21 protein-coding genes are annotated in these 24,609 nt (G+C 63.8%); 10 read left to right on the top strand and 11 right to left on the bottom strand.

All coding sequences use genetic code 11. From position 1 onward, the window contains the following. Window positions 1-65: 65 nt before the first annotated feature. From V1279_RS08585 to V1279_RS08600, 4 genes are all read right to left on the bottom strand, one after another. Window positions 66-1,001: an SMP-30/gluconolactonase/LRE family protein gene (locus V1279_RS08585; protein WP_442894880.1), complete on the bottom strand. Its 936-nt coding sequence runs from the start codon at window positions 999-1,001 to the stop codon at window positions 66-68. A 362-nt stretch (window positions 1,002-1,363) separates the two neighbouring features. After that, on the bottom strand, window positions 1,364-2,278 hold the full coding sequence (locus V1279_RS08590; protein ID WP_334434354.1) for an SDR family oxidoreductase: 915 nt from the start codon (window positions 2,276-2,278) through the stop codon (window positions 1,364-1,366). Between the two features lie 149 nt (window positions 2,279-2,427). Continuing rightward, entirely contained in the window at window positions 2,428-3,567 is a 1,140-nt protein-coding gene (locus V1279_RS08595) for a thiolase C-terminal domain-containing protein (protein ID WP_334434355.1), read from the bottom strand. A 5-nt stretch (window positions 3,568-3,572) separates the two neighbouring features. After that, complete coding sequence (locus V1279_RS08600) at window positions 3,573-3,986, bottom strand: Zn-ribbon domain-containing OB-fold protein (protein ID WP_108519790.1); 414 nt, start codon at window positions 3,984-3,986, stop codon at window positions 3,573-3,575. Between the two features lie 200 nt (window positions 3,987-4,186). Here V1279_RS08600 and V1279_RS08605 point away from each other — a divergent pair, with 200 nt between their 5' ends. The 5 genes from V1279_RS08605 (at window position 4,187) to V1279_RS08625 (ending at window position 9,269) form a co-directional block, all read left to right on the top strand. Further along, entirely contained in the window at window positions 4,187-5,536 is a 1,350-nt protein-coding gene (locus V1279_RS08605; protein WP_334434356.1) for an amidase, read from the top strand. Next, window positions 5,529-6,215 carry a DUF2848 domain-containing protein gene (locus V1279_RS08610; RefSeq protein WP_334434357.1) on the top strand — a complete coding sequence of 229 codons (687 nt, stop codon included), beginning with the start codon at window positions 5,529-5,531 and terminating at the stop codon, window positions 6,213-6,215. The genes V1279_RS08605 and V1279_RS08610 overlap by 8 nt, the downstream gene beginning before the upstream one ends. Before the next feature lie 186 nt (window positions 6,216-6,401). After that, window positions 6,402-7,148, top strand: a complete 747-nt coding sequence (locus tag V1279_RS08615; protein ID WP_334434358.1) for a 2OG-Fe(II) oxygenase — start codon at window positions 6,402-6,404, stop codon at window positions 7,146-7,148. Between the two features lie 20 nt (window positions 7,149-7,168). Further along, window positions 7,169-7,822 carry a DNA oxidative demethylase AlkB gene (gene alkB, locus V1279_RS08620; protein WP_334446268.1) on the top strand — a complete coding sequence of 218 codons (654 nt, stop codon included), beginning with the start codon at window positions 7,169-7,171 and terminating at the stop codon, window positions 7,820-7,822. 214 nt (window positions 7,823-8,036) lie between these two features. Further along, the gene (locus V1279_RS08625) at window positions 8,037-9,269 is read left to right on the top strand and encodes an MFS transporter (protein WP_334434359.1); all 1,233 of its coding nucleotides are present in this window, start codon (window positions 8,037-8,039) and stop codon (window positions 9,267-9,269) included. Here the strand turns inward: V1279_RS08625 and V1279_RS08630 are convergent. The 6 genes from V1279_RS08630 to hpaH all read right to left on the bottom strand — a co-directional run bounded on the left by V1279_RS08630 (window position 9,266) and on the right by hpaH (window position 15,699). Continuing rightward, window positions 9,266-10,897 (bottom strand): thiamine pyrophosphate-dependent enzyme, encoded by a 1,632-nt coding sequence (locus tag V1279_RS08630; RefSeq protein WP_334434360.1) that lies wholly within the window; start codon window positions 10,895-10,897, stop codon window positions 9,266-9,268. The genes V1279_RS08625 and V1279_RS08630 overlap by 4 nt on opposite strands. 28 nt (window positions 10,898-10,925) lie before the next feature. Beyond that, the gene (locus V1279_RS08635) at window positions 10,926-11,795 is read right to left on the bottom strand and encodes a fumarylacetoacetate hydrolase family protein (protein WP_334434361.1); all 870 of its coding nucleotides are present in this window, start codon (window positions 11,793-11,795) and stop codon (window positions 10,926-10,928) included. Window positions 11,796-11,806: 11 nt separating this feature from the next. Continuing rightward, on the bottom strand, window positions 11,807-12,790 hold the full coding sequence (gene hpaD, locus V1279_RS08640) for a 3,4-dihydroxyphenylacetate 2,3-dioxygenase (protein WP_334434362.1): 984 nt from the start codon (window positions 12,788-12,790) through the stop codon (window positions 11,807-11,809). 146 nt (window positions 12,791-12,936) lie between these two features. Beyond that, entirely contained in the window at window positions 12,937-14,472 is a 1,536-nt protein-coding gene (gene hpaE, locus V1279_RS08645; protein WP_334434363.1) for a 5-carboxymethyl-2-hydroxymuconate semialdehyde dehydrogenase, read from the bottom strand. Beyond that, window positions 14,465-14,863, bottom strand: a complete 399-nt coding sequence (locus tag V1279_RS08650) for a 5-carboxymethyl-2-hydroxymuconate Delta-isomerase (protein WP_334434364.1) — start codon at window positions 14,861-14,863, stop codon at window positions 14,465-14,467. Before V1279_RS08650 ends, hpaE begins: the two co-directional genes overlap by 8 nt. A 29-nt stretch (window positions 14,864-14,892) precedes the next feature. Further along, window positions 14,893-15,699, bottom strand: coding sequence for a 2-oxo-hept-4-ene-1,7-dioate hydratase (gene hpaH, locus V1279_RS08655; RefSeq protein ID WP_334434365.1), 807 nt, complete (start codon window positions 15,697-15,699; stop codon window positions 14,893-14,895). 145 nt (window positions 15,700-15,844) lie between these two features. Here hpaH and hpaR point away from each other — a divergent pair, with 145 nt between their 5' ends. From hpaR to V1279_RS08675, 4 genes are all read left to right on the top strand, one after another. After that, window positions 15,845-16,381: a homoprotocatechuate degradation operon regulator HpaR gene (gene hpaR / locus V1279_RS08660; RefSeq protein WP_334434366.1), complete on the top strand. Its 537-nt coding sequence runs from the start codon at window positions 15,845-15,847 to the stop codon at window positions 16,379-16,381. Window positions 16,382-16,594: 213 nt separating this feature from the next. Further along, a complete protein-coding gene (locus tag V1279_RS08665) occupies window positions 16,595-17,680 on the top strand; it encodes a malate/lactate/ureidoglycolate dehydrogenase (RefSeq protein WP_334434367.1) in 1,086 nt (361 codons plus the stop codon). A gap of 51 nt (window positions 17,681-17,731) precedes the next feature. Beyond that, window positions 17,732-18,511: an HpcH/HpaI aldolase family protein gene (locus V1279_RS08670; RefSeq protein ID WP_334434368.1), complete on the top strand. Its 780-nt coding sequence runs from the start codon at window positions 17,732-17,734 to the stop codon at window positions 18,509-18,511. Window positions 18,512-18,675: 164 nt separating this feature from the next. Further along, window positions 18,676-20,199, top strand: a complete 1,524-nt coding sequence (locus V1279_RS08675) for a UxaA family hydrolase (RefSeq protein ID WP_334434369.1) — start codon at window positions 18,676-18,678, stop codon at window positions 20,197-20,199. 7 nt (window positions 20,200-20,206) lie between these two features. Here V1279_RS08675 and V1279_RS08680 read toward each other — a convergent pair whose 3' ends face one another. Further along, on the bottom strand, window positions 20,207-21,133 hold the full coding sequence (locus V1279_RS08680) for a lipase family protein (RefSeq protein WP_334434370.1): 927 nt from the start codon (window positions 21,131-21,133) through the stop codon (window positions 20,207-20,209). A 172-nt stretch (window positions 21,134-21,305) separates the two neighbouring features. Between V1279_RS08680 and V1279_RS08685 the strand changes: the two genes are divergently transcribed. Next, window positions 21,306-24,581, top strand: a complete 3,276-nt coding sequence (locus V1279_RS08685) for a transglutaminase family protein (protein WP_334434371.1) — start codon at window positions 21,306-21,308, stop codon at window positions 24,579-24,581. Window positions 24,582-24,609: the final 28 nt, after the last annotated feature.

The following is a 24,609-nucleotide window of genomic DNA, read 5'->3' on the forward strand; positions in this document are numbered from 1 at the left end:
GTTCGCAGGGACGACTCGTGGTGGAAATCGCATCCTCAATAATCATGGGCGCCCGTTGCCGGCGGTCACGGCTTCATCGCGCCCTGCGCACTGGTGTAGACTGCATAGAGCGATGACGAGCCGCAGATATAAAGCCTGTTTCGCTGCTGGCCGCCGAAGCACAAATTGGCGACAGTTTCCGGGATGTGGATCTTGCCGAGCAGATCGCCGTCCGCCGTGTAGCAGCGCACGCCGTCCTCATTCGGATCGCCCCAACCCACGGAGCACCAAAGACGCCCGGCGGTGTCGCAGCGCAGCCCGTCGGTAATGCTGGGCTTGGGCATGTCCGCAAAGACCTTGCTGTTCGAAAGCTTTCCGGCCCCGAGATCCACGTCGAACACGCGGATATGCGACGGGTTGTCCGGCCCGTCGGTGAAGCCGGTATCGCAGATATAGAGCTTCTTCTCGTCAGGCGAGAAGCAAAGGCCGTTCGGCTGCACGAAGTCATCGACCACCATCTTGATGTCGCCGGATTTCGGATCCACCCGGTAGACGTTTTTCTTTTCCTGCTCGGGCTCGGCCTTGATGCCCTCGTAAAAGCCGCCGATACCGTAGGCTGGGTCGCAGAACCAGATCGAACCGTCGGCCGCGACGACCGCGTCGTTCGGCGAGTTCAGTTTCTTGCCATTGTACTTGTCGGCGATGATCGTGATCGAGCCGTCGAGTTCGGTCCGGGTTACCCGTCGGCCGCTGTGTTCGCAGGTGATCAGGCGTCCTTCCCGATCAATGGTGTTGCCGTTGGAGTTCATCGACGGCTGGCGGTAGACGCTGAGATGGCCGTCATCTTCCGAGAAGCGCATGATGCGGTTGTTGGGAATGTCGGAGAACAGTACGTAGCGTCCGGCTGCGAAATAGACCGGGCCTTCGGCCCAGCGGAATCCGGTTGCGACGCGCTCGACCGCCATGGTGCCCGCGAAGGCCGGAAAGCCTGTCGGCCCGAACGAAACCTTCGGCTTTTTCATCGACTCCAGGCGAGAATCCGGATAGCGGGCGCCGGGAAGCGGGCCGAGCGGCAGGGGCGGCGTTGCCGTGGTTGGCGCGGCGGTCTGGCCGAGCGGCGCTACAGAGGCCGCGGAGGCAGCTTTCATCGTCACTGCCGAAGCTGCAAGCGCCGCTGCGCCGGTCAGCATCTTGCGGCGGTCGAAGCCGCCGCCTTTATGCTGGGGATTGAGAAAGGTCAGCGAGGTTGTCATGATTTCCTCCCAAGTTTTTTGTTGGAAGGAAAACATCGGCTCGCAATCCGGCATAAAGCGGGCGGGGTACGCTGAGCGACCGAAGATAGTCGCCCCAGCAACCAGCCGGGACGACCATTTTCATAAAGCCGTCAGATCGGATCCCAGGGGAAAATGTCCGCAGAGCGGTCGAGCTTGTAGAACGATCCCGCAAGCGCCGGCATGCCGTGCTCGGCGATGGTCTGCGGCGTCCAGCCTTCGCTCCGCTGCACCGAGCGCAGCGGACGATTTTGGCTGAACAGGAAGATCTCGTTCATGCGCACCCCAAAAATCTGTCCAGTCACGTCCTTGGCGGCGTCGCTGAGCAGATAGGCGCAGATCGGCGCGATCTTCTCCGGTCCCATCTGCTGGATTTTTGCCACGCGCGCCTTCTCGGCCTCGGTCTCGGTCGGAATGGTGCCGATCATGCGGGTCCAGGCGAAGGGCGAGACGCAGTTCGAGCGCACGTTGAAGCGGCCCATGTCGAGTGCGATCGACTTCGACAGGCCGACGATGCCGAGCTTGGCGGCGGCGTAATTGGCCTGGCCGAAATTGCCGATCAGGCCCGAGGTCGAGGTGAAGTGCACGAAGGAGCCGCTCTCCTGTTCGCGGTACAGCCGCGCCGCGGCGTGGCTGACATAGAACGAGCCCATCAGGTGCACCTTGATGACGGCCTCGAACGCCTCCACGCTCATTTTGTGGAAGATCATGTCGCGCAAAATGCCGGCATTGTTGACGACGCCGTCGAGCCGGCCGAAATGGTCGGTCGCCGTCTTTACGATCTTGCTCGCGGGGATCGCTTCCGCCACCGACTCGAAGTTGGCGACCGCGGTGCCGCCGCGCTTCTGGATCTCCTCGACGACTTCCTCGGCGGGCGCAGCGCTCGAACCGGCACCGTCGGCGGCGACGCCGGGATCGTTGACCACGACCTTGGCGCCTTCGGCGGCGCAGAGCAGTGCGATTTCACGCCCGATGCCGCGGCCTGCGCCGGTGACGATGATGACCTTGTCTTGCAGTGATTTTGCCATTGTTCCTGTCCTGTTTTCCGCGGCCCAAGCAGAATTCCACTCGTCATGCGCGGGCTTGACCCGCGCATCCATCCTTCTTCAGAAGAAGATGGATTGCCGGGTCAAGCCCGGCAATGACGGATTGAGCGCTGCGCTCGGGCCAGCCATTGCTAACGTTCGTTCGTAAAGATGATCGTGCCACTTGCCGCGAACATGCCACCGACGCCGTGGCAGACCGAGATTTTCGCGTCCTTGACCTGCGCGGGTGCGATGCCACGCATCTGCCGCACGCTCTCCTGCAGCGCGTACATGCCGTACATGCCGGAATGCATGTAACTGAGACCGCCGCCATTGGTGTTGAGCGGCAGCTTGCCGCCGGGGCGGGTGTTGCCGTCGGCGATGAACTTGCCGGCTTCCTCGTGCGGCATGAAGCCGAGATCGCCCAGGCCAAAAAGCGGCAGATGCGCAAAGGCGTCGTAGATCATCAGGTGATCGACGTCCTTGTGGGTGATGCCGGCTTCCCGGAACGCGGTGGGACCTGCGACCTTGAAGGCGCGCGAGGAGTTGAACGTTTCCATCTGGCTGACCATCGGCGTTTCCACGCTTTCGCCGGTGCCGAGAATATAGACCGGCTTGTTCGGAAAGTCCTTGGCGCGATCGGCGGAGGTGAGGATCAGCGCGCCGCCGCCGTCGGTGACGAGGCAGCATTGCAGGATGCGGAACGGATAGGCGATCATCTTCGAGTTCAGCACGTCCTCAACCGTGATCGGCGCCTTCATGGTGGCGCGCGGATTCTTCGCGGCCCATTCCCGCTGCACCACCGCGACCATGGCGATCTGCTCATGGGTAATGCCGTAGGTCTTCATGTAGCGCAGCACCGGGATCGGGAACATGCTGGGCGGGCCGTAGACGCCGAACGGCGATTCGAACTGGCCGTTCAAGCTGTCGGGCGAGGTCGAGCGCGGCAGTTTGCCGATCATCGACTTGCCGCTTTCGGCGTGCGTGATCAGCACGGTCTTGCAGAGACCGGCCTCGATCGCAGCCGCCGCGTGGCGGACGTGCAGCATGAACGAGCAACCGCCGACGGAGGTGCCGTCGACCCAGGTCGGCGTGATGCCGAGGTAATGGGCGATCTGCTGCGGGGTCTCCACCGCCGTGGCGATGCCGTCGATGTCAGACAGTTTCAGTCCGGCATCGGCGATGGCGTTGAGCGCGGCATCCGCGTGCAACTGGATCTGCGACATGTTCGGGATGACGCCGAGCTCGGTGGTCTCGGCTGCGCCGACGACGGCGACTGCATTTTTGCGCATGGTGGTTAGCCCTTCGCCGGACGGAACAGGGGAAGGGTGATCTTGTCGTCGAGCTTCTCGAATGCGACTTCGAGCTTCATGTCGAGTTCGAGTGCCTCCGGCGTCTGCGGGCAGTCGATGATGTTACTCATCATGCGCGGGCCTTCGTCGAGTTCGACGACCGCGATCGCGTAAGGCGGGGTGAAGCCGGGCGCCGCCGGGCGGTGGTTGATGACATAGCTGTAGAGCGTGCCCTTGCCGCTGGCCTTGAAGACCGAGACCTTGCGCGAGGCGCAGGAGGGGCAGAACGGACGCGGCGGGAAATACACATTGGCGCAGGCATCGCAGCGTTGCAGGCGAAGTTCGCCGGCCTGCGTTCCATCCCAGAAATGTTGCGTTTCAGGCGTGGGTTTTGGTTTTGCGCGCGCAGGCTCCGCCATATCGGCTAATCTCCTTGGGGCGCGGGCGTCCACCCGCTTGTTGCGGTCTTGATGCGACATTGACCGATCTCCGTCAACGGTCCCAGCAGCGGTGCTGTCGCATGGCCGCATTCCCTGTGCGTGAGAGCGCTTGTATGCCAGCCCGTCATCGGAGATAGTCCGCGCCACGGTAAATCGCACAGGAAGTAATCAAGAACGCCATGCCGAACCATCCGACACTCGCGAGCCTTGCCGCCGACCTCGACACTGGGCGCACCACCGCGCGCAAGCTGGTTGAGGATTGTCTCGCAAGGATTGCCGATCCCGCCGGCGAAGGCGCGCGGACCTTCATTCACGTCGACAAGGATGCGGCGATCGCCGCCGCCGACGCGATGGACCATCTGCGACAAGCGCGCGCCGCGCCGTCGCCCTATGCCGGCATTCCCGTGTCGATCAAGGATCTCTACGACATCAAGGGGCAGGTGACCCGCGCAGGCTCCCGCGCGCTGGAGGATTCTGCGCCGGCTGAGGCCGATGCGCCCGTGGTGGCGCGGCTGCGCCGGGCGGGCTTTATCGTGATCGGCCGCACCAATATGACCGAGTTTGCCTATTCGGGCATCGGCATCAATCCGCACTACGGCACGCCGAAAAGCGTCTTCAATCGCAGCGTCGGTCATGTGCCCGGCGGCTCGTCCTCGGGCGCCGCAGTGTCAGTCGCCGATCGTATGGCCCATGGCGCGCTTGGCACTGACACCGGCGGCTCCTGCCGGATTCCGGCGGCCTATAACGGCATCGTCGGCTACAAGCCGACGCAGGCCCGTGTGCCGCTCGACGGCGGCGTGCCGCTGTCGTTCTCGCTCGACAGCTTTGGTCCGCTGGCGCGCACCGTCGGCTGCTGCGCGGTGCTCGATGCCGTGCTCGCGGATGAGGCCGTGCAACCATTGCAGCCGCGCCCGATCAAGGGCATGCGGCTTGCGGTGCCGACCACGATCGCGCTCGACGACGTCGATGAAGAGGTCGCGAAGACATTCGAGCGTGCGCTGGCGACGCTGTCGCGGCAGGGCGCGTCGATCGAGCGGATCGAGGTGCCGGAATTTCACGACGTCGGCGTTATGAACAGCAAGGGCGGGTTTGCCGCCGCTGAGAGCTACGCCTGGCATCGCTACCTGCTCACCAGCAAAGGCGACGTCTACGACCCTCGCGTCCGCGTCCGTATCCTGCGCGGCGAAGGCATCAGCGCGGCGGACTATATCGACATCCTCAAGGCGCGCCGTTCGTTCATTGCGCGAACGGAACAGCGCATTGCGCCCTATGACGCGCTGGTGTTGCCGACCACATCAAATACGCCGCCAGTCATTGCCGATCTCGCCGACGACCAGGCCTTCGCCACGCAGAATTTGCGCTCCTTGCGCAACTGCACGCTGATCAACATGCTCGACGGCTGCGCGATCTCGCTGCCGGCGCATCGCGAAGGTGAGGTGCCGGTCGGGCTGATGCTGGCCGCCGCGGGCGGGTCGGACCGCCGCATTTTCGAGCTGGCCGCCGGAATGGAGAACATCATCCGTGTTTGATCTGACCTTCAACGTCGACGACAAGGGTATGTTGACGCCGCTAACGCTTGCGATCGATCAGGCCGTCATCGCCGGCTGGACCGGCCGCGATCCAGTGGCGCGCGACAAGCACATCGCCGAACTCGAAGCGATCGGCATCGCGCGGCCGGCGTCGACGCCGATCTACTACCGCTGCTCAGCGCGGCGGATCACGCAAGCCGACCGCATCGAGGTCTCGGGTGGCGATTCCAGCGGCGAGGTCGAGTTCGTGCTGATCGGCTGGCAGGGCCGCATCTTCGTCGGCTGCGGCTCCGACCATACCGACCGCAAGGTGGAGAGCTACAGCGTCACGGTCTCCAAGCAGATGTGCGACAAGCCGGTGGCCTCCGTGCTGTGGGAGTTTGAGGAGGTCATCGCGCATTGGGACCAGATGATCCTGCGTTCCTGGGCCGTCATCGATGGCGCGCGGGTGCTGTATCAGGAGGGCACGCTGGACGCCATGCTGCCGGTGAAAGATCTGATCGAACGCGGCTTCGGCGGAAAGGGCCTGCCCGACGGCTGCGCCATGTTCGGCGGCACCTTCGCGGCCAAGGGCGGTATCCGCCCGGCCAGCCGGTTCGAGTTCGAACTGGAAGATCCCGTGCTGAAGCGCAAGATCAGTCACGGGTATGATGTGATCACGATGCCGGTGTTGGGTTAAGTTTGTCCACACGTCGTCCCCGCGCACGGGGACCCATAACGACCGTCGTTGGTTGTTATGGTCCAGCTGGAGCCACAGCGCGGCGAATCACGACGACCTGTGGTTATGGGTCCCTGCGTTCGCAGGGACGACCCCCTGCCGGAAATCGGGTGGCGTGAGCCAGGGCCATTTGCGAAACTGCTTGCCATGAAAGCAACCGCAAGAAACTTCGACCGTTCCGCATCCTCCGACATCGTCGCCCGCGTCGATGCCATCGACTGGGCGAAGGCGACCGCCGACCTCGATGCGCAGGGCTGCGCCGTCCTGAAGGGATTGCTGTCGCCTGACGAATGCGCCGAGTTGGCCGCGCTCTATCCGGACGACAGGCATTTCCGCAGCAAGATCGTGATGGGACGCCATGGCTTCGGCCGTGGCGAATACAAGTATTTCGCCTATCCGTTGCCCGACCTGATTGCGGAATTGCGGCCCGCCCTCTATGCGCGATTGTGCGGCATCGCCAATCGCTGGAATGAGACGATGGGGATCGATATCCGCTATCCCGACCGGCACGAGGCGTTCCTGAAACGCTGCCACGACGCCGGACAGACGCGGCCGACGCCGCTGCTGCTGCAATATGGCGAGGGCGACTACAACTGCCTGCATCAGGATCTCTACGGCGAGCATGTGTTTCCGCTGCAGGTCGCGATCCTGCTGTCGGAACCGGGGCGCGATTTCGAAGGCGGCGAGTTCGTGCTGACGGAGCAGCGGCCGCGGATGCAGTCGCGGCCCGAGGTGGTTCCGCTCAGGCAGGGCGACGCGGTGGCCTTTGCTGTGCATCACCGGCCGGTGCAGGGGACGCGCGGGCCCTATCGCGTTAATCTGCGCCACGGCGTCAGCCGGATCCGCTCCGGCCACCGCCATACCGTCGGCGTGATTTTTCACGACGCCAAATGAAGAAGTGAGTGCAGGCTGCATTGACGGCTGATCTGTTCGAAACCGTTCCCGACGTCCGCCCGTCGCGCGAAGCGATGGCCGATGGCGCCGTATTGCTGCGCGGATTCGTCAAGCCGTTTGAGAGCGACTTGATCGCGGCGTTGCGCGAGATCGTAGCCCAGGCGCCGTTCCGGCGGATGTTCACGCCGGGCGGTCACCAGATGTCGGTCGCGATGACCAATTGCGGCAGCGCCGGCTGGGTCACCGATCGCAGCGGTTATCGCTATGACGGCATCGATCCCAATTCCGGCCAGCCTTGGCCGACGATGCCGACGGTGTTTTGTCAGTTGGCGGTGCAGGCGGCGATCGCTGGCGGCTTCGATGGCTTTGCGCCGGATGCCTGCCTGATCAACCGCTATGAGCCCGGCGCGCGGATGTCACTGCATCAGGACAAGGACGAACAGGATTTTGCCGCGCCGATCGCGTCGGTATCGCTGGGTCTGCCGGCGATCTTCCTGTTCGGCGGCCCGAAGCGGGCCGACAAGCCGCGCCGCTACCGGCTGGAGCATGGCGACGTCGTGGTCTGGGGCGGCCCGTCGCGGCTATTCTTTCACGGCGTAGCCCCGCTCGCCGATGGCGAACACGCGCTGCTGGGCCACCAGCGCATCAACCTGACCTTTCGTAAGGCGCGGTGATACGTGTCCCGGACGCAGTGCAGCGCGCTTTTGCGCTGCTCCGCAGAGCCGGGACCCATACTGCCGCCGCGATGGGCCCCGGCTTAGCAGCGCACCGTAGGAGTCGCGCGAAGCGCGATCCCGAACGCGCTGCGCAGCATCCGGGGCACGAGACGGCTCATACTGCTTTTCACTGAAGCACCCCTTGTCTATGCTTCCCTAGCCGGGGGCCGACATGACCACATCTGAGGTAACGTCCGAAACCAACACCAGCGCCAGCAGTACCGGCGTCTATCTCGCCGTTCTGCAGCTCGTATTCACGCTGGGCTGGACCACCTACGTCATCTATCTGCCGAAACTGTGCGCCGAAGTCGGGATCGCGCCATCAGCCGTGATCCTGATCCTGATGCTGGATCAGGCGATCTTCACCATCACCGATACCGCGATGGGAATTGCCGCCGACCGGATCGCGCCGTTCGTCGGCAAGCTCGGCGTATTCGTGGGCGTCCTGACCGCAATCTCCTGCGCGGCCTTTGTCGCGCTGCCGTTCGTGGCGGGCACGGGGCCGGCGGCGCAGGTCTGGTTCATCGGACTGATCCTGATCTGGGTCGTGACGTCATCGGCACTGCGCGCGCCGCCGCTGACGTTACTCGGAAAATATGCCGCGCGGCCGGCGATACCGTTCCTGTCTGCGTTGGCGATGCTCGGCTACGGTCTGGCGGGTGCGGTATCGCCCTATCTCGGCGTGGTGCTGCGCAATCACGACCCGCGGCTACCCTTTGTGATCTCAGGCGTGGTGCTGCTGCTCACCACGCTTGCCTTGTCGAAGGTCGAGCGCAATTTGGCGCAGGCGCCTCGCGTCGCGAAAGAACCAGTTCCCGTAAAATCGCTCGGCCAGGTGCCGATGTTCTTTATCGCCTCGATGGTCATTCTGTCGCTCGGCTATCAACTTCATTTCTCCATCAACAGCACGCCGTTCTTCCTGCGGTTCGCCAAGCCGGATGAGCTGCAATGGCTGATGCCGGTGTTCTGGATCGGCTTCAACATCGCGATGTTTCCGGCGAGCGTCGTGGTCAAGCACCGCGGCGGGCTGGTCGTGATGGGCGCCGCCGGCCTGCTCGGGGCGCTGGCGGTGCTGGGCGCGGAGACGGCAGGCAATCTCAGCGTGCTGATTGCGGCGCAGTTCATCGCAGGTGCTGCGTGGGGCTGCATGTTGATGGCGGCGGTCTCGGCCGCGCTGGCGATCGGCGAGACCGGCGCCGAGGGCAAGGTGGTGGGACTGGTGTTTTCCGCGCTCGCACTCGCGACCTTTGCGCGGATGGCGGCAGTTGCCGGCGGCCTGCAGAAGCTGCCGGAATACGCGCCGCTATTGCACTGGGCGCCGGTGGCGTGCTGGTCGGTCGCCGGCGCGGGCCTGCTGGTGATTGCGGCCTCGCGGCTGCAGCGGAGTTTGGCGAAGCAGGTTTAGGCGTTCTTCGCCGGGTGAATAAACGCCCACGGGCTCACTTCCGAATCCGTCGGCACCTCCACCGAGATCACGTAGGGCCCGCCGTCAGCCAGCGCCTTTTCCAGCGTGGGGCGGAAATGATCCGGCGAGGTCACGCGCGCGGCTCCAACGCCGAAGGATTCCGCGAGCTTGACGAAGTCGGGATTGACCAGGTCGGACGCCACCACGCGTCCGTCAAAATGCTGGCGCTGGTCGCGGCGCACATTGCCGTAGGCGTTGTTGTTGAACACCAGCGTCACCACGCCGATCTTGAACTGCACGGCGGTCGACAGTTCCTGCACGCCGAACATGAAGCCGCCGTCGCCGGTGATCGCGACCACCGGGCGGTCCGGGTTGGCGACCTTGGCGCCGAGGGCGGTCGGGAAGCCCGAGCCGAGCGTGCCCTGATAGCCTGAAGTAATGAAGGTGCGCGGCTCGTAGACCGGAAAGCCGTACCAGGAGGCGAAACCGACCTGCGACAGCTCGTCGGTAACGATGGCGTTTGAAGGCAGCACTTCGCGCAGGATGTTCAGATACGCCATCTGCGGCTGAACCTTCTGGATCTCCTGCTGCGCCGCGGCCGTGGCCTCGCGGATTTCGGCGCGCCGGCCGCTGGTCTTGCTGTAGCCAGCCTTTTTCACGGCCGCCACCAGATCGGCGGTGCCCGCCTTGGCGTCCGCGACGATGGCAGCGTCAGACGTAAGCCGGCGCATTTCGACGGGATCGATATCGATACGAACGGATTTCAAGCCCTTGGGCTGGTACGGCCAGCGGAAACCGGAGGTCGGCAACTCCATGCGCGTTCCGATTCCGATGATCAGATCGGTAGTCGGCCAGAGCTTGTAGGCCGCCGCCATGGTCAGCCCGAGTTCGTGCGCATTGGAAACGATGCCGCGACCGCTGCGGAACGCGACCACGGGCGCGTCGATCATTTCCGCGAGTTCGAGAATTTCCTCAGCGGCATCGATCGCGCCGCTGCCGACGAAGATCATCGGCCGCTTGGCATCCTTGATCAACGCCGCCGCAGCCTTGATGCGGTCAGGATCGGGCTGCGGTGCGGGGAAGGTGTCAAATACCCGGGAAGGGCCGACCTGCGCGCGCTGGGTGAACACATCCCATGGCATTTCAAGCGATACCGGACCGCGACGTCCCGATAGCATTTCCTGAAATGCACGCGACACCATGGCCGGCGCCACGTCGGGATATTCGATGCGCTCGGCCCATTTGACGAAGGTGCGCAGCGTCGCAAGCTGATCCGGCATCTCGTGCAGATGGCCGCGGCCCTTGCCGAGAAAGGACGTCGGCACCTGGCCGGTCAGGCACAGCACCGGCTCGTTGCAGCCGAAGGCGGTGAGCAACGCCGCACCGGCGTTGAGCACGCCGGGGCCGGGCACCACGCTGAACACGCCGGGCCGCCCCGAAGAGCGCGCGTAGCCGAAGGCCATGTAGCCGCAGGCCTGCTCGTGCCGCGCGCCAATCACCTTCAACTGCGCCTGATGGAAGGCGTCGAACAGGCCGTAGATCTGCGCACCGGGCAGGCCGAACACGGTATCGACGCCATGCGCGACGAGGCCATTGACGATCGCTTCGCCGCCGGAAGTTGATTTCATCGTACTATCCACTCGCTCACAGGATTTGTCAGGCTTCGTCGGCCACGCCGTTTCTGAGCACACCGACGCCCTCGGCTTCAACCTCGATGACATCGCCGGGCTTGAGATAGCGCGGCGGCTCGAACCGCGCCCCGGCCCCCGTCGGCGTCCCCGTCACGATGACGTCGCCGGGCACCAGCGTGGTGAAGGTCGAGAGATAGTTGATGAGGTAACGGAAGCCGAAGATCAATCGTCCCGTGTGGTCGTCCTGCCGCGTCTCGCCGTTGACCCGCGTGGTCAGGCGGATGTCCGCGATCTGGCTCTCATCGGTGTAGGGCACGAGCCACGGGCCGAGGCTGCCGGTGGAATCGAAATTCTTGCCCTGGGTGACGTTGAACTTGGCGTGGCGCACCCAGTCGCGGATGGTACCCTCGTTGCAGAGCGTAACCGCGGCGATATGGTCCAGCGCGTCGCTCTCCTTGATGTGCCGGCCGGCCTTGCCGATGATGAGCGCCAACTCGCCCTCATAGTCGAGCTGCGCCGAGGCGCGCGGGCGCACCAGCGGCGTATTGTGGCCGACAAAGGAGCGCGGCGTGCGCATGAACATGCTCGGATATTTCGGCGCGTCCTGACCGTCCTTGTATTCGGCGTTGCGGTCCGGGTAGTTCACGCCGATGCAGATGATCTTTTCGGGCGAGGGGACAGGCGGCTGCCATGTAATCGCATCGAGCGCATAGTCCAGTGAGCGCCGTGCCGCTCCTTCGGCAAGCCTCATCAGGGCGCCTTCAGCGATGGCTTCGCGCAGCGTCGGATACTCCTTTCCGAAGCCCGCCGAGAGATCGACGATGCCGGCATCGGTGACGGCGCCGTATTTCTGCGCGCCGCCGACGGTGAAGGTAGCAAGGCGGGGAGGGGTCATCTGCTGTCCGATCAATCCGCAATCGTGACGTCGGCGACGAAGGCCGGTTCGCGCACTGCCTGACCGGTGAAGGGCGAGCCTTCCTCGAACCAGGAGCGTGGCGCAGGCGCGCCCCACAGCGTCTGCCGGCGCGGGTCCTTCAGCGACCAGCGCAGCGGCTCGTGGTCGTGGTCACCGGTGAAGTAGTCGCTGGTGTAGAGTTCGAGGCGATGTCCATCCGGGTCCCGGACATACAGAAAGAACGCGTTCGAGATGCCGTGGCGGCCGGGGCCACGCTCGATGTTCTTCAGGTAGCCGCTGGAAGCCATCACGTCGCAGAGATGCAGGATGTTCATCGCCGTCGGTGTCCAATAGGCCATGTGGTGCAGGCGAGGGCCGCGGCCGTTGGTGATGGCGAAGTCATGGACATTGCCCTTGCGGTGCATCCAGGCCGCCGCGATCCGCCCGTTCGGCCCGTCTTCCTCGCCATACTCAGTCAGGCGGAAGCCGAGCCGGGCGTAGAAATCGACGGTGTTCTGCACTTCCGGCGCGAACACGTTGAAATGGTCGAGCCGCTGCGGATGGCAGCCCTTATAGAGGTCGTAGCGCCGCAGCAGATGCGGGCGCTTTTCCATCGTCGCGTAAAGTTCGAGCTGGAAGCCGGCGGGATCGGTGAATTGCAGCGTGCGGCCCTGGAACGGCTGCTCGACGAAGCCGTAAGTAATGCCGTTCTCGGAAAAGAAGCTGGCGGCCTTGTCGAGATCGCCGTCATTGCCGACCTTGAAGCCCAGCCGGCTGCAGGCGGCCGTCGCCGCTTTCCTCAAGACCAGCGAGTGATGCTGATGCTCCTCGCTGCCGCGCAAATACACCGCCTTGTCGTCGCTGTCCTCGACATGGAGGCCGACGGTGTTCTCGTAGAACGCGCGGCTTTTGTTGAGGTCGACGACATCGAGCACGGCGTGGCTGCAACGGATGATGTTGAACGGCGGATCGAAGATGTGTGTCGGCACCGGCATGGGCGTTCCCTTGGTTAGTTCGTCATTCCGGGGCGGTCCGCAGGACCGAACCTCAGATGAGCAATTGCGCATCGGGGAATCTCGAGGTTCTCAGGTGCGCAATTGCGCACCGTAGTTCGCTTCGCGCCCCGGAACGACGCTGAGTTCTAGATTCCCAGCTTCTGAATCTTGTGCGTCCCGCGCGCGAGCGAGACGTGCTTGGTCTCCATATAGAAGTCGAACGAGTAGTCGCCGCCGTCGCGGCCGATGCCTGAGGCCTTCATGCCGCCGAACGGCGTCGGCAGATGACGGACGTTTTCAGAGTTGAGCCAGATCATCCCGGCCTCCAGCGCATCGGCGACGCGAAGCGCGCGGCCCATGTCGCCGGTCCAGACATAGCCGGTCAGGCCATACTGCACACCATTGGCGATCTCGATCGCGTCCTTCTCGTCCTTGAACGGGATCACGGTCAGGAACGGACCGAACACTTCCTCCTGCGCCACCCGCATCTTCGAATGCGCGCCGGTGACCAGCGTCGGCTGCACGTAATGCCCGCCGCCGGGGCCGTCATGCGGCTTTCCGCCCACCGCGATGGTGGCGCCGTCATTCTTCGCGACCTCGAAATAGCTGCAGACTTTGGCGAGGTGCCGCTCATGGATCAGCGGCCCGATTTCGGTGGTGGGATCGAGCGGATGTCCCACTTTCAGCGCCTTCACCCGCGCGGTAAGCTTTTCGATGAATTTGTCGGCGATGCCTTGCTGGACCAAAAGCCGGCTCGACGAGGTGCAGCGCTCGCCGTTCAGCGAGTAGATCATGAAGACCACCGCATCCAGCGCGCGGTCGAGATCGGCGTCGTCGAACACGATCACCGGGTTCTTGCCGCCGAGCTCGAAATGCACCCGCTTCAGGGTGGGGGCACCCTGCGCCATGATCGCGGAGCCGGTCGAGCTCTCGCCGACAAAGCCGATCGCCTTGATGGCGGGGTGCTCGGTCAGCGCCTTGCCGGCTTCCTCACCCATGCCGTGCACGGTGTTGAGCACGCCGTCGGGCAGACCTGCCTGCTTCGCGAGTTTGGCCAAAAGGTCTGCCGTTACCGGCGACCATTCCGCGGGCTTGTGCACCACCGTGCAGCCCGCGGCGAGCGCCGGCGCGATCTTCCAGGTCGACAGCATGAACGGCGTGTTCCACGGCGTGATCACGCCGACCGGACCGATCGGCACCCGGGTCGAGATGTTCCAGTGTTCCTCGCTCGGCGTGTTGAGGCCGTCGCGGGCTTCGGCGCATCTGTCAGCAAAGAAGCGGAAGTTCTCCGCCGCCCGGATCGCGGCCTTGGCCATGAAGCGGTGCGCTTGCCCGGTGTCGATGCATTCCAGCACCGCGATATCGTCGGCGTGGTCCTCGATCGCGTCGGCGACGCGATGCAGCAATTTCTTCCGCGCTGCCGCCGGCATGTCGCGCCAGGATTTGAACGCGAGCGCAGCTGCGCTCGCCGCTCGGTCGATGTCTTCGGCATTGCCGCGCGCCACCGACACCAGCACCGCGCCATCCACCGGGGATTTCGTCTCGAACGTCTGGCCCGAAGTCGACGGCACCGTCTCGCCGCCGATCATGTGGCCGATGCCCTCACTCTTTAACTTGGCGAGCAGGGGAGCTGCGCGGTCACGGTTGACCTGAAACCGGTCCTTCGGTGTCGCCTTATCCATTGATAGTCTCCACTTTCAGAGCCTCGTGGATGTTGTTGCGTTTCCAGCTGGTTTCCTTGTCGTTGATCTGCATGTCGAACGACAGCGCGAACTTCTGGTTCGCAAACACGGGATCAAGGTAGGCCGACAAGACCTTGAAAATATGTTCGCCCGCCTTCTGACGCGTAGCGAGGTTGCGGCCCTCGCCGAGCCGCAGCACCATGTCGAGGAAGCCGTAGTTCTGGCGGGCGTCGGCAATCGCATAATGTTCGCATTTGAGTGCGCGGACCCGAATGCCCCCGAGCGGGAAGATTCCGGTCTCGACCGCAGCTTTCCGAACCAGTTCCACCACCGCGGCCATGTCGACGCGGGCGTCGAGATTGGCTGAATATTCAATCGTGAAATGCGGCATGTTGCGATGACTCCAACTCTCTTAACGCGTCAGGCGAAGTAGCAACTCACGGAACCGTAAGGTCCATAGTCGGCCTGGATCGTGTCGCCCTTGCGGGTCTCGATCGGGCGGATGAACGAGCCCGCCAGCACCACCTGCCCGGCTTCCAGCGCCAGCCCGTTCGGCGCGATCTTGTTGGCAAGCCAGGCCACCGAGGTGGCTGGGTGATTAAGAACGCCGGCCGCCAGCCCGGTTTCCTCGAGCTGGCCATTGCGGAAGCAGAGCGCGCCGATCCAGCGCAAATCGGCGTCCATCGGCCGGATCGGTCGGCCGCCAAGCACGATGCCGGCATTCGCGGCATTGTCGGCGACGGTGTCAAAAATCTTCCGGGTGGATTTGGTCTGCGGATCGACACGTTCAACTCGCGTATCGAGAATCTCCAGCGCCGGCACAACGAAGTCGGTGGCGTTGAGCACGTCGAACATCGTGCAGTCCGGCCCCGAGAGCCGCGACTTCATCACGAAGGCGAGTTCGGCCTCGACGCGGGTGGCGATGAAGCGATCGGACGGGACGAGCCCGCCATCGGCAAAGAACATGTCGTCGAGCAGGATGCCGGAGTCAGGCTCATCGATATTGAGCGCGCTCTGCATCGCCTTCGACGTCAGGCCGATCTTGTGGCCCTTCACGACGTGCCCTCGGGCGACCTTCATCTCGACCCACGCCTTCTGAATTGCGTAGGCATCCTCGATTGTTATGCCGGAATGTTCGAGCGAAAGCTGGCGGATCTGCGTACGGGTCTTTTCGGCGTGATCGAGCCGCTCGGCGGCGCTTCGGATATCGTCTTTGGAAAGGGCCATGGGTCGTCCGGCTGCTCAGCAAAAAGCGGGTGCTGAAATTTGTTTAACATGTTAAGTTATCCGCCGCAAACTGATTTGGTGCTTGTTGCGCCGCAAAACTTTATCCTTCGCGGAATCCATGATTCCTGATGGCGGACCACTGACGATGGCAGGCAAGAAATCGCCGAACGGACCGCGTTCGGACCCGGAGGGAACGACTGAGGCCCGCCGCGCGCCGATGCGCGAATTCTCCCGTTCGCTGCCGATGTCGCTGCTGCGCGCTCGCGAAGCCGTCATGCGGCAGTTCCGTCCGTCCTTGCGCAACCACGGGCTGACCGAGCAGCAATGGCGGATCCTGCGCGCGCTGACGGCGGTGGATACCATCGAGGTCACCGAGCTGGCCCGCGTTGCCTTCCTGCTGGGTCCGAGCCTGTCGCGAATCCTGCGCGATCTCGAAGCACGCGATCTGATCGAGCGGCGGACCGCCAAGGCCGATCTGCGCCGCGGCGAGGTGTCGATCTCGTCCAAGGGGTTGAAGCTGATCGAGGTCGTCGCGCCGACCTCGGAAGCCATCTACGCCGAAATCACCGGCCGCTTCGGCGCCCGCAAGCTCGCTGAACTGCAGGACATGCTGGGCGAACTGGAGCGCAGCCTTGCGGAGATGGAAGTGGCTGACGAGGCAGACGCCGAGGCTGATGAGTAATCACAAATTTGCATGATGCTACGGGCCCGATGCATAGCGGCCCGGCAAATGATTGCGATCATTTGGCTAACGCGACTGTGGCGGTAGACACGCGCGGGATTTTTCGCTCAAAGTGCCGGCCAAGCCGGTCATGAAAACCGGTGCGGGAGTCTTTGGGTTCGCCGCTGAAAAACGCAGGCTTCCCCATGCAAGGACAGGGCTGAAAATCCGGATATGGTCACCATACAAGTCAACAACCTGATCGATTTTGTCGCCGAGGTTTTTTCGCATTCGGAATCCTCGCCCGAGGAAGCCAGGCGTATCGCCACCTACCTGACGACAGCCAATCTCACCGGCCATGATAGCCACGGCGTGATCCGGGTGCCGGTCTATATCCGCTGGAAGAAGACAGGCAATGTCGTTCCCAACCAGACCCCTGAGATTGTCGTCGATACGCCGTCGCTCGCCGTGGTCGATGGCAAGTTCGGCTATGGCCAGACCGTGACGCCGTTCGCGGTGCGGACCGGCATAGAGAAGTGCAAGAAGGCAGGCCTTGCCGCGATCGCGCTGCGCAACGCCGGCCACATCGGCCGTGTTGGCGACTGGGCGGAAATGGCCGCCGCCGAGGGGCTGGTCTCGGTCCACTTCGTCAACGCCGCGGGCTCGCTCCTCGTCGCGCCTTACGGTGGCGTCCAGAAGCGGCTATCGACCGCGCCTTACTGCGTCGGCATTCCACGCCAGGGGCAGGATCCGATCGTGCTCGATTTCGCGACTTCCATCGTCGCCGAAGGCAAGGTGCTGGTGGCGAGCCGCGGCGGCAAGAAACTGCCGACCGGTGCACTCGTTGACGCCGACGGCACGCTGAGCGACGAGCCGTCTGTGCTCTACGGTCCCTACACGCCGGATGGGCCGCGCGACCATACCAAGGGGACAGGCGCGATCCGCGCGTTCGGCGAGCACAAGGGCTCGGGGCTCGCCTTCATCTGCGAATTGCTCGGCGGCGCGCTCACCGGCACCGGCGCGACGTCAGGCGGCCGGCAGTTCGCCAATGGCATGCTCGCCTTCTATGTCGATCCCAAGGTGATCGACACCAGCAATTACTTCGACGAGGAAATCTCGCGCTACACCGACTTCATCCGGGAGACCAAGCCGATTGCCGGCGTCGAGTCCGTGCTGGTCCCCGGAGACCCCGAACGCAAGATGCGCGCCGAGCGCACCAGGAACGGCGTACCGCTGCCCGACGATACCTGGGCCGCGATCGTCAACACCGCCCGCGAGGTCGGCGTCAGCGAGGCGGCTATTCAACACGCGACCGGCTAATCCACTCCGCGAACTCCAACAATCGTAACGATCACAAAGGGAAAGCGATCAATGGCTACCAATAATGTCAAGAAAGTATGGGCCTCGGGCAAGGCCGTGGTGAACGCATGGCTCGCGATCCCGTCCGGCTTCTCGGCCGAAGTGATCGCGCAATGCGGTTTCGACAGCGTCACCGTCGACATGCAGCACGGCGTGCAGGATTACCTTTCGATGGTGCAATGCTTTCAGGCGATGAACGGCCACCCGGTGACGCCGATGGTCCGCGTGCCCTGGAACGAGCCCGGCATCATCGGCAAGGTTCTCGATGGCGGCGCCTATGGCGTAATCTGCCCGATGATCAACACTCCACAGGAAGCCAGGAACCTCGTCCAGTATGCAAAATACCCGCCGAAGGGCACGCGCTCGAACGGCCCGATCCGCTCCGGCATGTACGGCTCCGCCGGTACCTACCAGCAGACGGCCAATGACGAGATCGTCCTGCTGCCGATGATGGAGACCAGGACGGCGGTCGAGAACATGGAATCGATCCTCGACGTCGAAGGCATCGACGGCGTCTATATCGGCCCGTCCGACCTCGGCTTCTCCTACGGCCTGGTGCCGAAGCTCGACCGCGACGAGCCGGAAATCCTCAAGATCTACGAGAAGATCGTCAAGGAATGCGGCAGGCGCGGCCTCAATCCCGGCATCCACTGCTCCGGCGCCGAGGGCGCGGTGCGCGCGATCAACATGGGCTTCAAGCTTGTGACGCTGTCAAACGAGAGCGGGTTGATGATGACCTACGCCAAGATGCAGGTGAATCAGACCCGCAAGGACTCGGGCGGCAAGGCGTAAACGCCTCGTGTCCCGGACGCGGTGCACCGCTTCTTAGCGGTGCACCGCAGAGCCGGGACCCATAGATGCGAGCGGTATGCGTGGGCCCCGGAACAGCAGCGCACCGCTTGCGCGCTGCGCTGCATCCGGGGCACGGTACCTCGCAGCCTGACAGGAGACACCCCATGACCCCGGCACCCGTGATCCGCCTGCATCCCGACGACGGCGTGCTGATCGCGCGCGCGAGCCTGCCGCCCGGCATGGTGGTGGCCGAAGGGGTCACCACGGTCGAGCGCATCCCGGCGGGCCACAAGGTTGCGATCAAGCCGATTGCGGTGGGCGAAGCGGTACGCCGCTACGGCCAGATCATCGGTTTCGCCACCGCGCCGATCGCGCCGGGCCAGCATGTTCACACCCAGAACTGCGGCATGGGCGATTTCGCCAAGGACTATGCCTATGGCGTCGACGTCAAGCCGGTGCCGAATTTCGATCTGCCGGCGACCTTCGAGGGCATCCGCCGCGCCGACGGCCGGGTCGCGACGCGCAACTATATCGGTATCCTCACCTCGGTGAATTGCAGCGCCCATGTCGCCGGCATCGTCGCCGACATGTTCAAGAAGAACCCGTTCACCGGCGACAATCCGCTGGCCGATTTCCCAAATGTCGACGGTGTGGTGGCGCTGACCCACAAGACCGGCTGCGGCATGACGCAGGACGAGCCGCTGGCGCTGCTGCGCCGGACGCTCGGCGGCTATGCGCGGCATGTGAATTTTTCCGCCGTCGTCGTGCTGGGCCTCGGCTGCGAGGTCAACCAGATTGGCGGCCTGATGCAGGAGCAGAAGCTTGCCGGCCGCCTGCGCGCGATGGACATCCAGGAAGTCGGCGGCACCCGCAAGACGGTGGAGGCCGGGATAGCCTTCGTGAAGGAGGCGTTGACCGACGCCAATAAAGTAAAGCGTGAGCCGGTGCCGGCCAGCGAATTGACCGTGGCGCTGCAATGCGGTGGCTCCGACGGTTATTCCGGCGTATCCGCGAACCCGGCGCTCGGCGCGGCGAGCGATCTCCTGGTTGCTCACGGCGGCACCGTGATCCTCTCGGAGACGCCGGAAACCTATGGCGCGGAGCATCTGCTGACCCGGCGCGCGGTCAGCCGCGAGGTCGGCGAAAAGCTCGTCGGCCTGATGCGCTGGTGGGAGGAGTACACCAGGCGCGAAGGCGCCGAGATGAACGCCAATCCGAGCCCCGGCAACAAGGCCGGCGGCCTCACCACGATCCTGGAAAAATCATTGGGCGCGATGGCCAAGGCCGGCAGCACCAATCTGGTCGACGTGCTCAATTACGCCGAGCCCATCACCAAGAAGGGTTTTGTCTTCATGGACACGCCCGGCTACGACCCGGTCGCGGCCACGGGCCAAGTGGCTGGCGGCGCCAACATGGTCTGCTTCACCACGGGACGTGGCAGCGTATTCGGCTGCAAGCCTGCGCCCTCGATCAAGCTCGCGACCAACACGCCGATGTACAAGCGGATGGAAGACGACATGGACGTCAATTGCGGCACCATCCTCGACGGCGAGGAAACCGTGCAGCAATGCGGCCAGCGCATTTTCGAGCTGATGCTGAAAACGGCATCCGGCCAGCTGACCAAGAGCGAAAGCTTTGACTTCGGCGGCGCCGAGTTCGCGCCGTGGGTGTTAGGGGCGACGATGTGATCGCGCTTTACAGCGGGATCCCGAGCGCCCGGAAATAGTTCGATGGTATGTGGTCGCGTACCATACGCGGCAGCAACACCGCGAGCCGGTCGAGCGGCCGCGGGCCGATGCGGCGAAGGAAGCGAACCGCCGCGAACGCCCTGAAATCGGCAAGCCCGTCCTGAACTATGCTTTCGATAAAGGCCGGTTTGTTATCCTGGGCGGGGGTGATCTGCGCGCCCTCGAAACTTCCGTCGCTTGGACATTGGATGGATTGGCCGACATGGCGAAAGTTGCTGGTCGGCGGCACGGTTGCGACGATATCGCCTCCATGAACAAGGCGAAATGTGCGATCGCCCAGGTTGGGCGTGTAAGCATTGAAGAAGGTCACGCCGCCGACGCGCGGGCCGCCAAATGTATGGACGGCCATCGCTTGACCCCGAGGCCCGAGTTCGCGCACGGCGCGTTCTGCAGCAATGAGCGCCAGCGCGCCGCCAAGGCTGTGTCCAGTGAAAAACAGATGTTGCTCGGCGGAGGGACGGTTCTCGATGAGCGGCTTGATGACCGGCCAGACCGTGTCGACAGCCCGCTCGAAACCGCTGTGCAGATCGGAAGTGGAAAGTGCCGGGGTGAAGTTGGTGATCCAGTCTTCGATTTTGAGCGGGTCGGTACCGGAGAAGGTAACGATTGTCGCGCCGCGTCCGCCCGCAACGACAACGCAGGCGCTATGAGGCGGCAGGCCCGTAATGGGATCGTTGCTCACGAATGCGCGCATGTTCATGGTCCAGGAGCCGAGGATGTCCTTGATCTTGTCCTGGTGCGCAGTCTCGTAGGCGAGCTGCGACAGCCACATCATCGCGCGCGCATTGTCGAGGCCGAATTGAGAAGTTGTCTTGAAGCGGTTCAGGGCGTCCGCGGGATATGCGCCTCGGGCCAGCTCTACCAGGAAACTCATCGACGACTCCCAGCGACCGCATCGATATCTTCAAATCAACCATAGGTCGACGGCTCCGGCAAGCAATCCGCCACAAATCGCCCTTTGGCTGGGCAATCGCTGCCCGTTGTTAGTGCTTGATCCTACCCGGAAGCAGTGTTCTGCTTAAAAAAGCCGCTGGAGTTTCCGGTCCGTGTCGATCTTCGTCGCACTGCATCACGTCACGCACTACAAATACGACCGACCGATCGATCTCGGCCCGCAAACCGTACGCCTGCGGCCGGCGCCGCATACGCGGACGCCGATCCTGAGCTATTCGCTCAAGGTGACGCCGGCAAATCATTTCGTGAACTGGCAGCAGGATCCGCAGGGCAACTGGCTGGCGCGCTTCGTCTTTCCGGAGAAGGCGACCGAACTCAAGATCGAAGTCGACTTCACCGCGCAGATGACGGTGGTCAATCCTTTTGACTTCTTCGTCGAGCCCTACGTCAACTCCTTTCCGTTTCAATACCCCGCCGACCTCAAGACCGAGCTTGCGCCCTATCTCGTCACCACTGAGCAGGGACCGCTGTTCGCAGCTTACTTGAAAGAGATTCCGCGCGAGGCCGACAGCACCGTCAATTTCCTGGTCGAGCTCAACGCGCAATTGCAGAAAAAGATCAGCTACGTCATCCGGATGGAGCCGGGCATTCAGACGCCGGAAGAGACGCTGGCGCGCGGCACCGGCTCGTGCCGCGACTCCGCGTGGCTGTTGATCCAGATCTTCCGACACCTCGGCCTCGCCGCGCGTTTCGTCTCCGGCTATCTGATGCAATTGCGTCCCGACATCGATCCGGTCGACGGGCCGCGCGAGGTCGAGAGCGATTTCACCGATCTGCACGCCTGGGCCGAAGTCTATCTTCCGGGCGCGGGCTGGATCGGGTTCGACGTCACCTCGGGCATGCTGACGGGCGAGGGGCACATTCCCGTCGCCGCCACGCCGCATTACCGTTCGGCGGCGCCGATCTCGGGCAGCGCGGGCTTCGCCAACGTCGAATTTGGATTCGAAATGAGCGTCAAGCGTATCCGCGAGGCGCCGCGGATCACGCGGCCGTTCTCGGATGAATCCTGGGCGCGGCTCGATAGCCTCGGCGAGCAGGTCGATGCCGATCTCAAGCGCGACGACGTGCGGCTGACCATGGGCGGCGAGCCGACCTTCGTCTCCGTCGACGATCTGGAATCACCGGAATGGAACATCGCCGCCATCGGCCCGACCAAGCAGGCGCTGGCGGACGAACTGATCCGCAAGCTGCAGGCCCGCTTTGCGCCGGGCGGGCTTTTGCATTACGGGCAGGGCAAATGGTATCCGGGCGAGAGCCTGCCGCGCTGGGCGTTCGGGCTCTATTGGCGCAAGGACGGCGTGCCGATCTGGAAGAATGCCGAGCTGATCGCGAGTATCGAGAACCCGCGCAAGGCCGACATAGAAGACGCCAGAGCTCTCATGGAAGGCACCGCGAAGCGGCTCGGTCTGGATGCCGGCTACGTCATGCCGGCCTATGAAGATTCCGTACACTGGCTGCAGAAGGAAGCAGCACTTCCGCTCAATGTCGATCCCAGCGACTCCAAACTCGCCGATCCCGAAGAGCGCTCGCGCATGGCGCGGGTATTCGATGAGGGCTTGAACAAACCCAAAGGCTTCGTGCTGCCGATCCAGCACGCGGACGGCGACGCCTCGGGCTGGATGAGCGAGCGCTGGCAGCTCAAGCGTGGCCATCTGTTTTTGATACCGGGTGATTCCCCGCTCGGGCTGCGGCTGCCGATGGCATCGCTGCCGCATGTCCCTCCGGAAGAGTATCCATACGTGGTCGAGCAGGACCCGATGGAGCCGCGTCTCGAACTCGCGGTCGAAGATAAAGACGCCGAAGCGGGAGGCGCGCCCGCAACGCTGGCGGAGAAGCCGAAACCCAAACCCAAGCCGGTGCGCACGGCGGCATCCGTCGAAATCCGCGACGGCGTCTTGTGCGCGTTCATGCCGCCGGTCGAAAAGCTTGAGGATTATCTCGAACTGATCGCGGCGCTCGAAGCGGCCGCCGAGGAACTGCAAGTCCAGGTTTATGTCGAAGGCTACGGGCCGCCTTACGATCCGCGCGTCGAGGTGATCAAGGTGACACCGGATCCCGGCGTGATCGAAATCAACGTCCAGCCGGCGCAGAGCTGGCGCGAGGCGGTCGATATCACTTTCGGCCTGTATGACGACGCCGCAAAAGTTCGGCTCGGCGCCAACCGTTTTCTGGTCGATGGCCGCCATACAGGCACGGGCGGCGGCAACCATGTCGTGGTCGGTGGCTCGACGCCGCAGGATTCGCCGTTCCTGCGTCGCCCCGATCTCTTGAAGAGCCTCGTGCTGTACTGGCAGCGCCATCCGTCGCTGTCGTATTTGTTCTCCGGCATGTTCATCGGCCCGACCAGCCAGGCGCCGCGCATCGACGAGGCCCGGCATGACGGGCTCTATGAACTGGAAATCGCGCTGGCTCATGTGCCGCCGCCTGAGATCGAGGCCCCGCTGTGGCTGGTCGACCGGCTGTTCCGGCACATCCTGGTCGACATAACAGGCAATACCCATCGCGCTGAAATCTGCATCGACAAGCTCTATTCGCCTGATGGGCCGACCGGCCGCCTCGGGCTGGTCGAATTCCGCGCGCTCGAAATGCCGCCCGATCCCAGGATGTCGCTGGCGCAGCAATTGCTGATCCGCGCGCTGATCGCAAAGCTTTGGCGCGAGCCGCAGCAGGGCAAGTTCGTGCGCTGGGGCACGGCGCTGCACGATCGCTTCATGCTGCCGCATTTCCTCTGGGAGGATTTTCTCGGCGTGCTCGATGAGCTCCGGCAATCCGGCTACGAGTTTTCGCACGAATGGTATTCGGCACAGCTCGAGTTTCGTTTTCCGGTGTTCGGCCGCGTCCATCATGGTGGTGTCGCGCTGGAATTGCGTCAGGCGCTGGAGCCCTGGCACGTGCTTGGCGAAGAAGGCTCGGCGGGCGGCACCGTGCGCTATGTCGACTCTTCGGTGGAGCGGCTGCAGGTCAAGGCTGTGGGCTTCGTCGAAGGCCGTCATGTTGTGACCTGCAACGGCAGGCGGATGCCGATGACGGCAACCGGCCGGTCCGGCGAGGCCGTCGCCGCGGTCCGCTTCAAGGCCTGGCAGCCGGCCTCGGGGCTGCATCCGACTATTCCGGTCCACGCCCCCCTGACATTTGACTTGATCGATACCTGGAACGGCCGCTCGCTCGGCGGCTGCGTCTACCACGTCGCCCATCCCGGCGGGCGCAGCTACGATACCAAGCCGGTCAATTCCTATGAGGCGGAAGCCCGGCGGCTGGCCCGGTTTCAGGACCACGGCCACACCCCCGGCAAGATCGACCCGCCGCCCGAGGAACGCACAAATGAATTCCCTTTGACGCTCGACTTGAGGACGCCGCTCCTGATCTAATCGGGAGCAACGCTCTCGGGGAATCGGA

The organism is Bradyrhizobium sp. AZCC 1610 (assembly GCF_036924515.1).
Lineage (GTDB): Bacteria > Pseudomonadota > Alphaproteobacteria > Rhizobiales > Xanthobacteraceae > Bradyrhizobium.

Excerpts from the sequence above, each read along its gene's own strand:
- V1279_RS08595 (WP_334434355.1), bottom strand. The coding sequence starts at position 3,567 with ATGCGCAAAAATGCAGTCGCCGTCGTCGGCGCAGCCGAGACCACCGAG.
- hpaR (WP_334434366.1), top strand. The coding sequence starts at position 15,845 with ATGGCAGGCAAGAAATCGCCGAACGGACCGCGTTCGGACCCGGAGGGA.
- V1279_RS08635 (WP_334434361.1), bottom strand. The coding sequence starts at position 11,795 with ATGACCCCTCCCCGCCTTGCTACCTTCACCGTCGGCGGCGCGCAGAAA.
- V1279_RS08680 (WP_334434370.1), bottom strand. The coding sequence starts at position 21,133 with ATGAGTTTCCTGGTAGAGCTGGCCCGAGGCGCATATCCCGCGGACGCC.
- V1279_RS08590 (WP_334434354.1), bottom strand. The coding sequence starts at position 2,278 with ATGGCAAAATCACTGCAAGACAAGGTCATCATCGTCACCGGCGCAGGC.
- V1279_RS08630 (WP_334434360.1), bottom strand. The coding sequence starts at position 10,897 with ATGAAATCAACTTCCGGCGGCGAAGCGATCGTCAATGGCCTCGTCGCG.
- hpaD (WP_334434362.1), bottom strand. The coding sequence starts at position 12,790 with ATGCCGGTGCCGACACACATCTTCGATCCGCCGTTCAACATCATCCGT.
- V1279_RS08625 (WP_334434359.1), top strand. The coding sequence starts at position 8,037 with ATGACCACATCTGAGGTAACGTCCGAAACCAACACCAGCGCCAGCAGT.
- V1279_RS08585 (WP_442894880.1), bottom strand. The coding sequence starts at position 1,001 with ATGAAAAAGCCGAAGGTTTCGTTCGGGCCGACAGGCTTTCCGGCCTTC.
- V1279_RS08605 (WP_334434356.1), top strand. The coding sequence starts at position 4,187 with ATGCCGAACCATCCGACACTCGCGAGCCTTGCCGCCGACCTCGACACT.
- V1279_RS08600 (WP_108519790.1), bottom strand. The coding sequence starts at position 3,986 with ATGGCGGAGCCTGCGCGCGCAAAACCAAAACCCACGCCTGAAACGCAA.
- hpaE (WP_334434363.1), bottom strand. The coding sequence starts at position 14,472 with ATGGATAAGGCGACACCGAAGGACCGGTTTCAGGTCAACCGTGACCGC.
- V1279_RS08670 (WP_334434368.1), top strand. The coding sequence starts at position 17,732 with ATGGCTACCAATAATGTCAAGAAAGTATGGGCCTCGGGCAAGGCCGTG.
- V1279_RS08675 (WP_334434369.1), top strand. The coding sequence starts at position 18,676 with ATGACCCCGGCACCCGTGATCCGCCTGCATCCCGACGACGGCGTGCTG.
- V1279_RS08615 (WP_334434358.1), top strand. The coding sequence starts at position 6,402 with ATGAAAGCAACCGCAAGAAACTTCGACCGTTCCGCATCCTCCGACATC.
- V1279_RS08650 (WP_334434364.1), bottom strand. The coding sequence starts at position 14,863 with ATGCCGCATTTCACGATTGAATATTCAGCCAATCTCGACGCCCGCGTC.
- V1279_RS08665 (WP_334434367.1), top strand. The coding sequence starts at position 16,595 with ATGGTCACCATACAAGTCAACAACCTGATCGATTTTGTCGCCGAGGTT.
- hpaH (WP_334434365.1), bottom strand. The coding sequence starts at position 15,699 with ATGGCCCTTTCCAAAGACGATATCCGAAGCGCCGCCGAGCGGCTCGAT.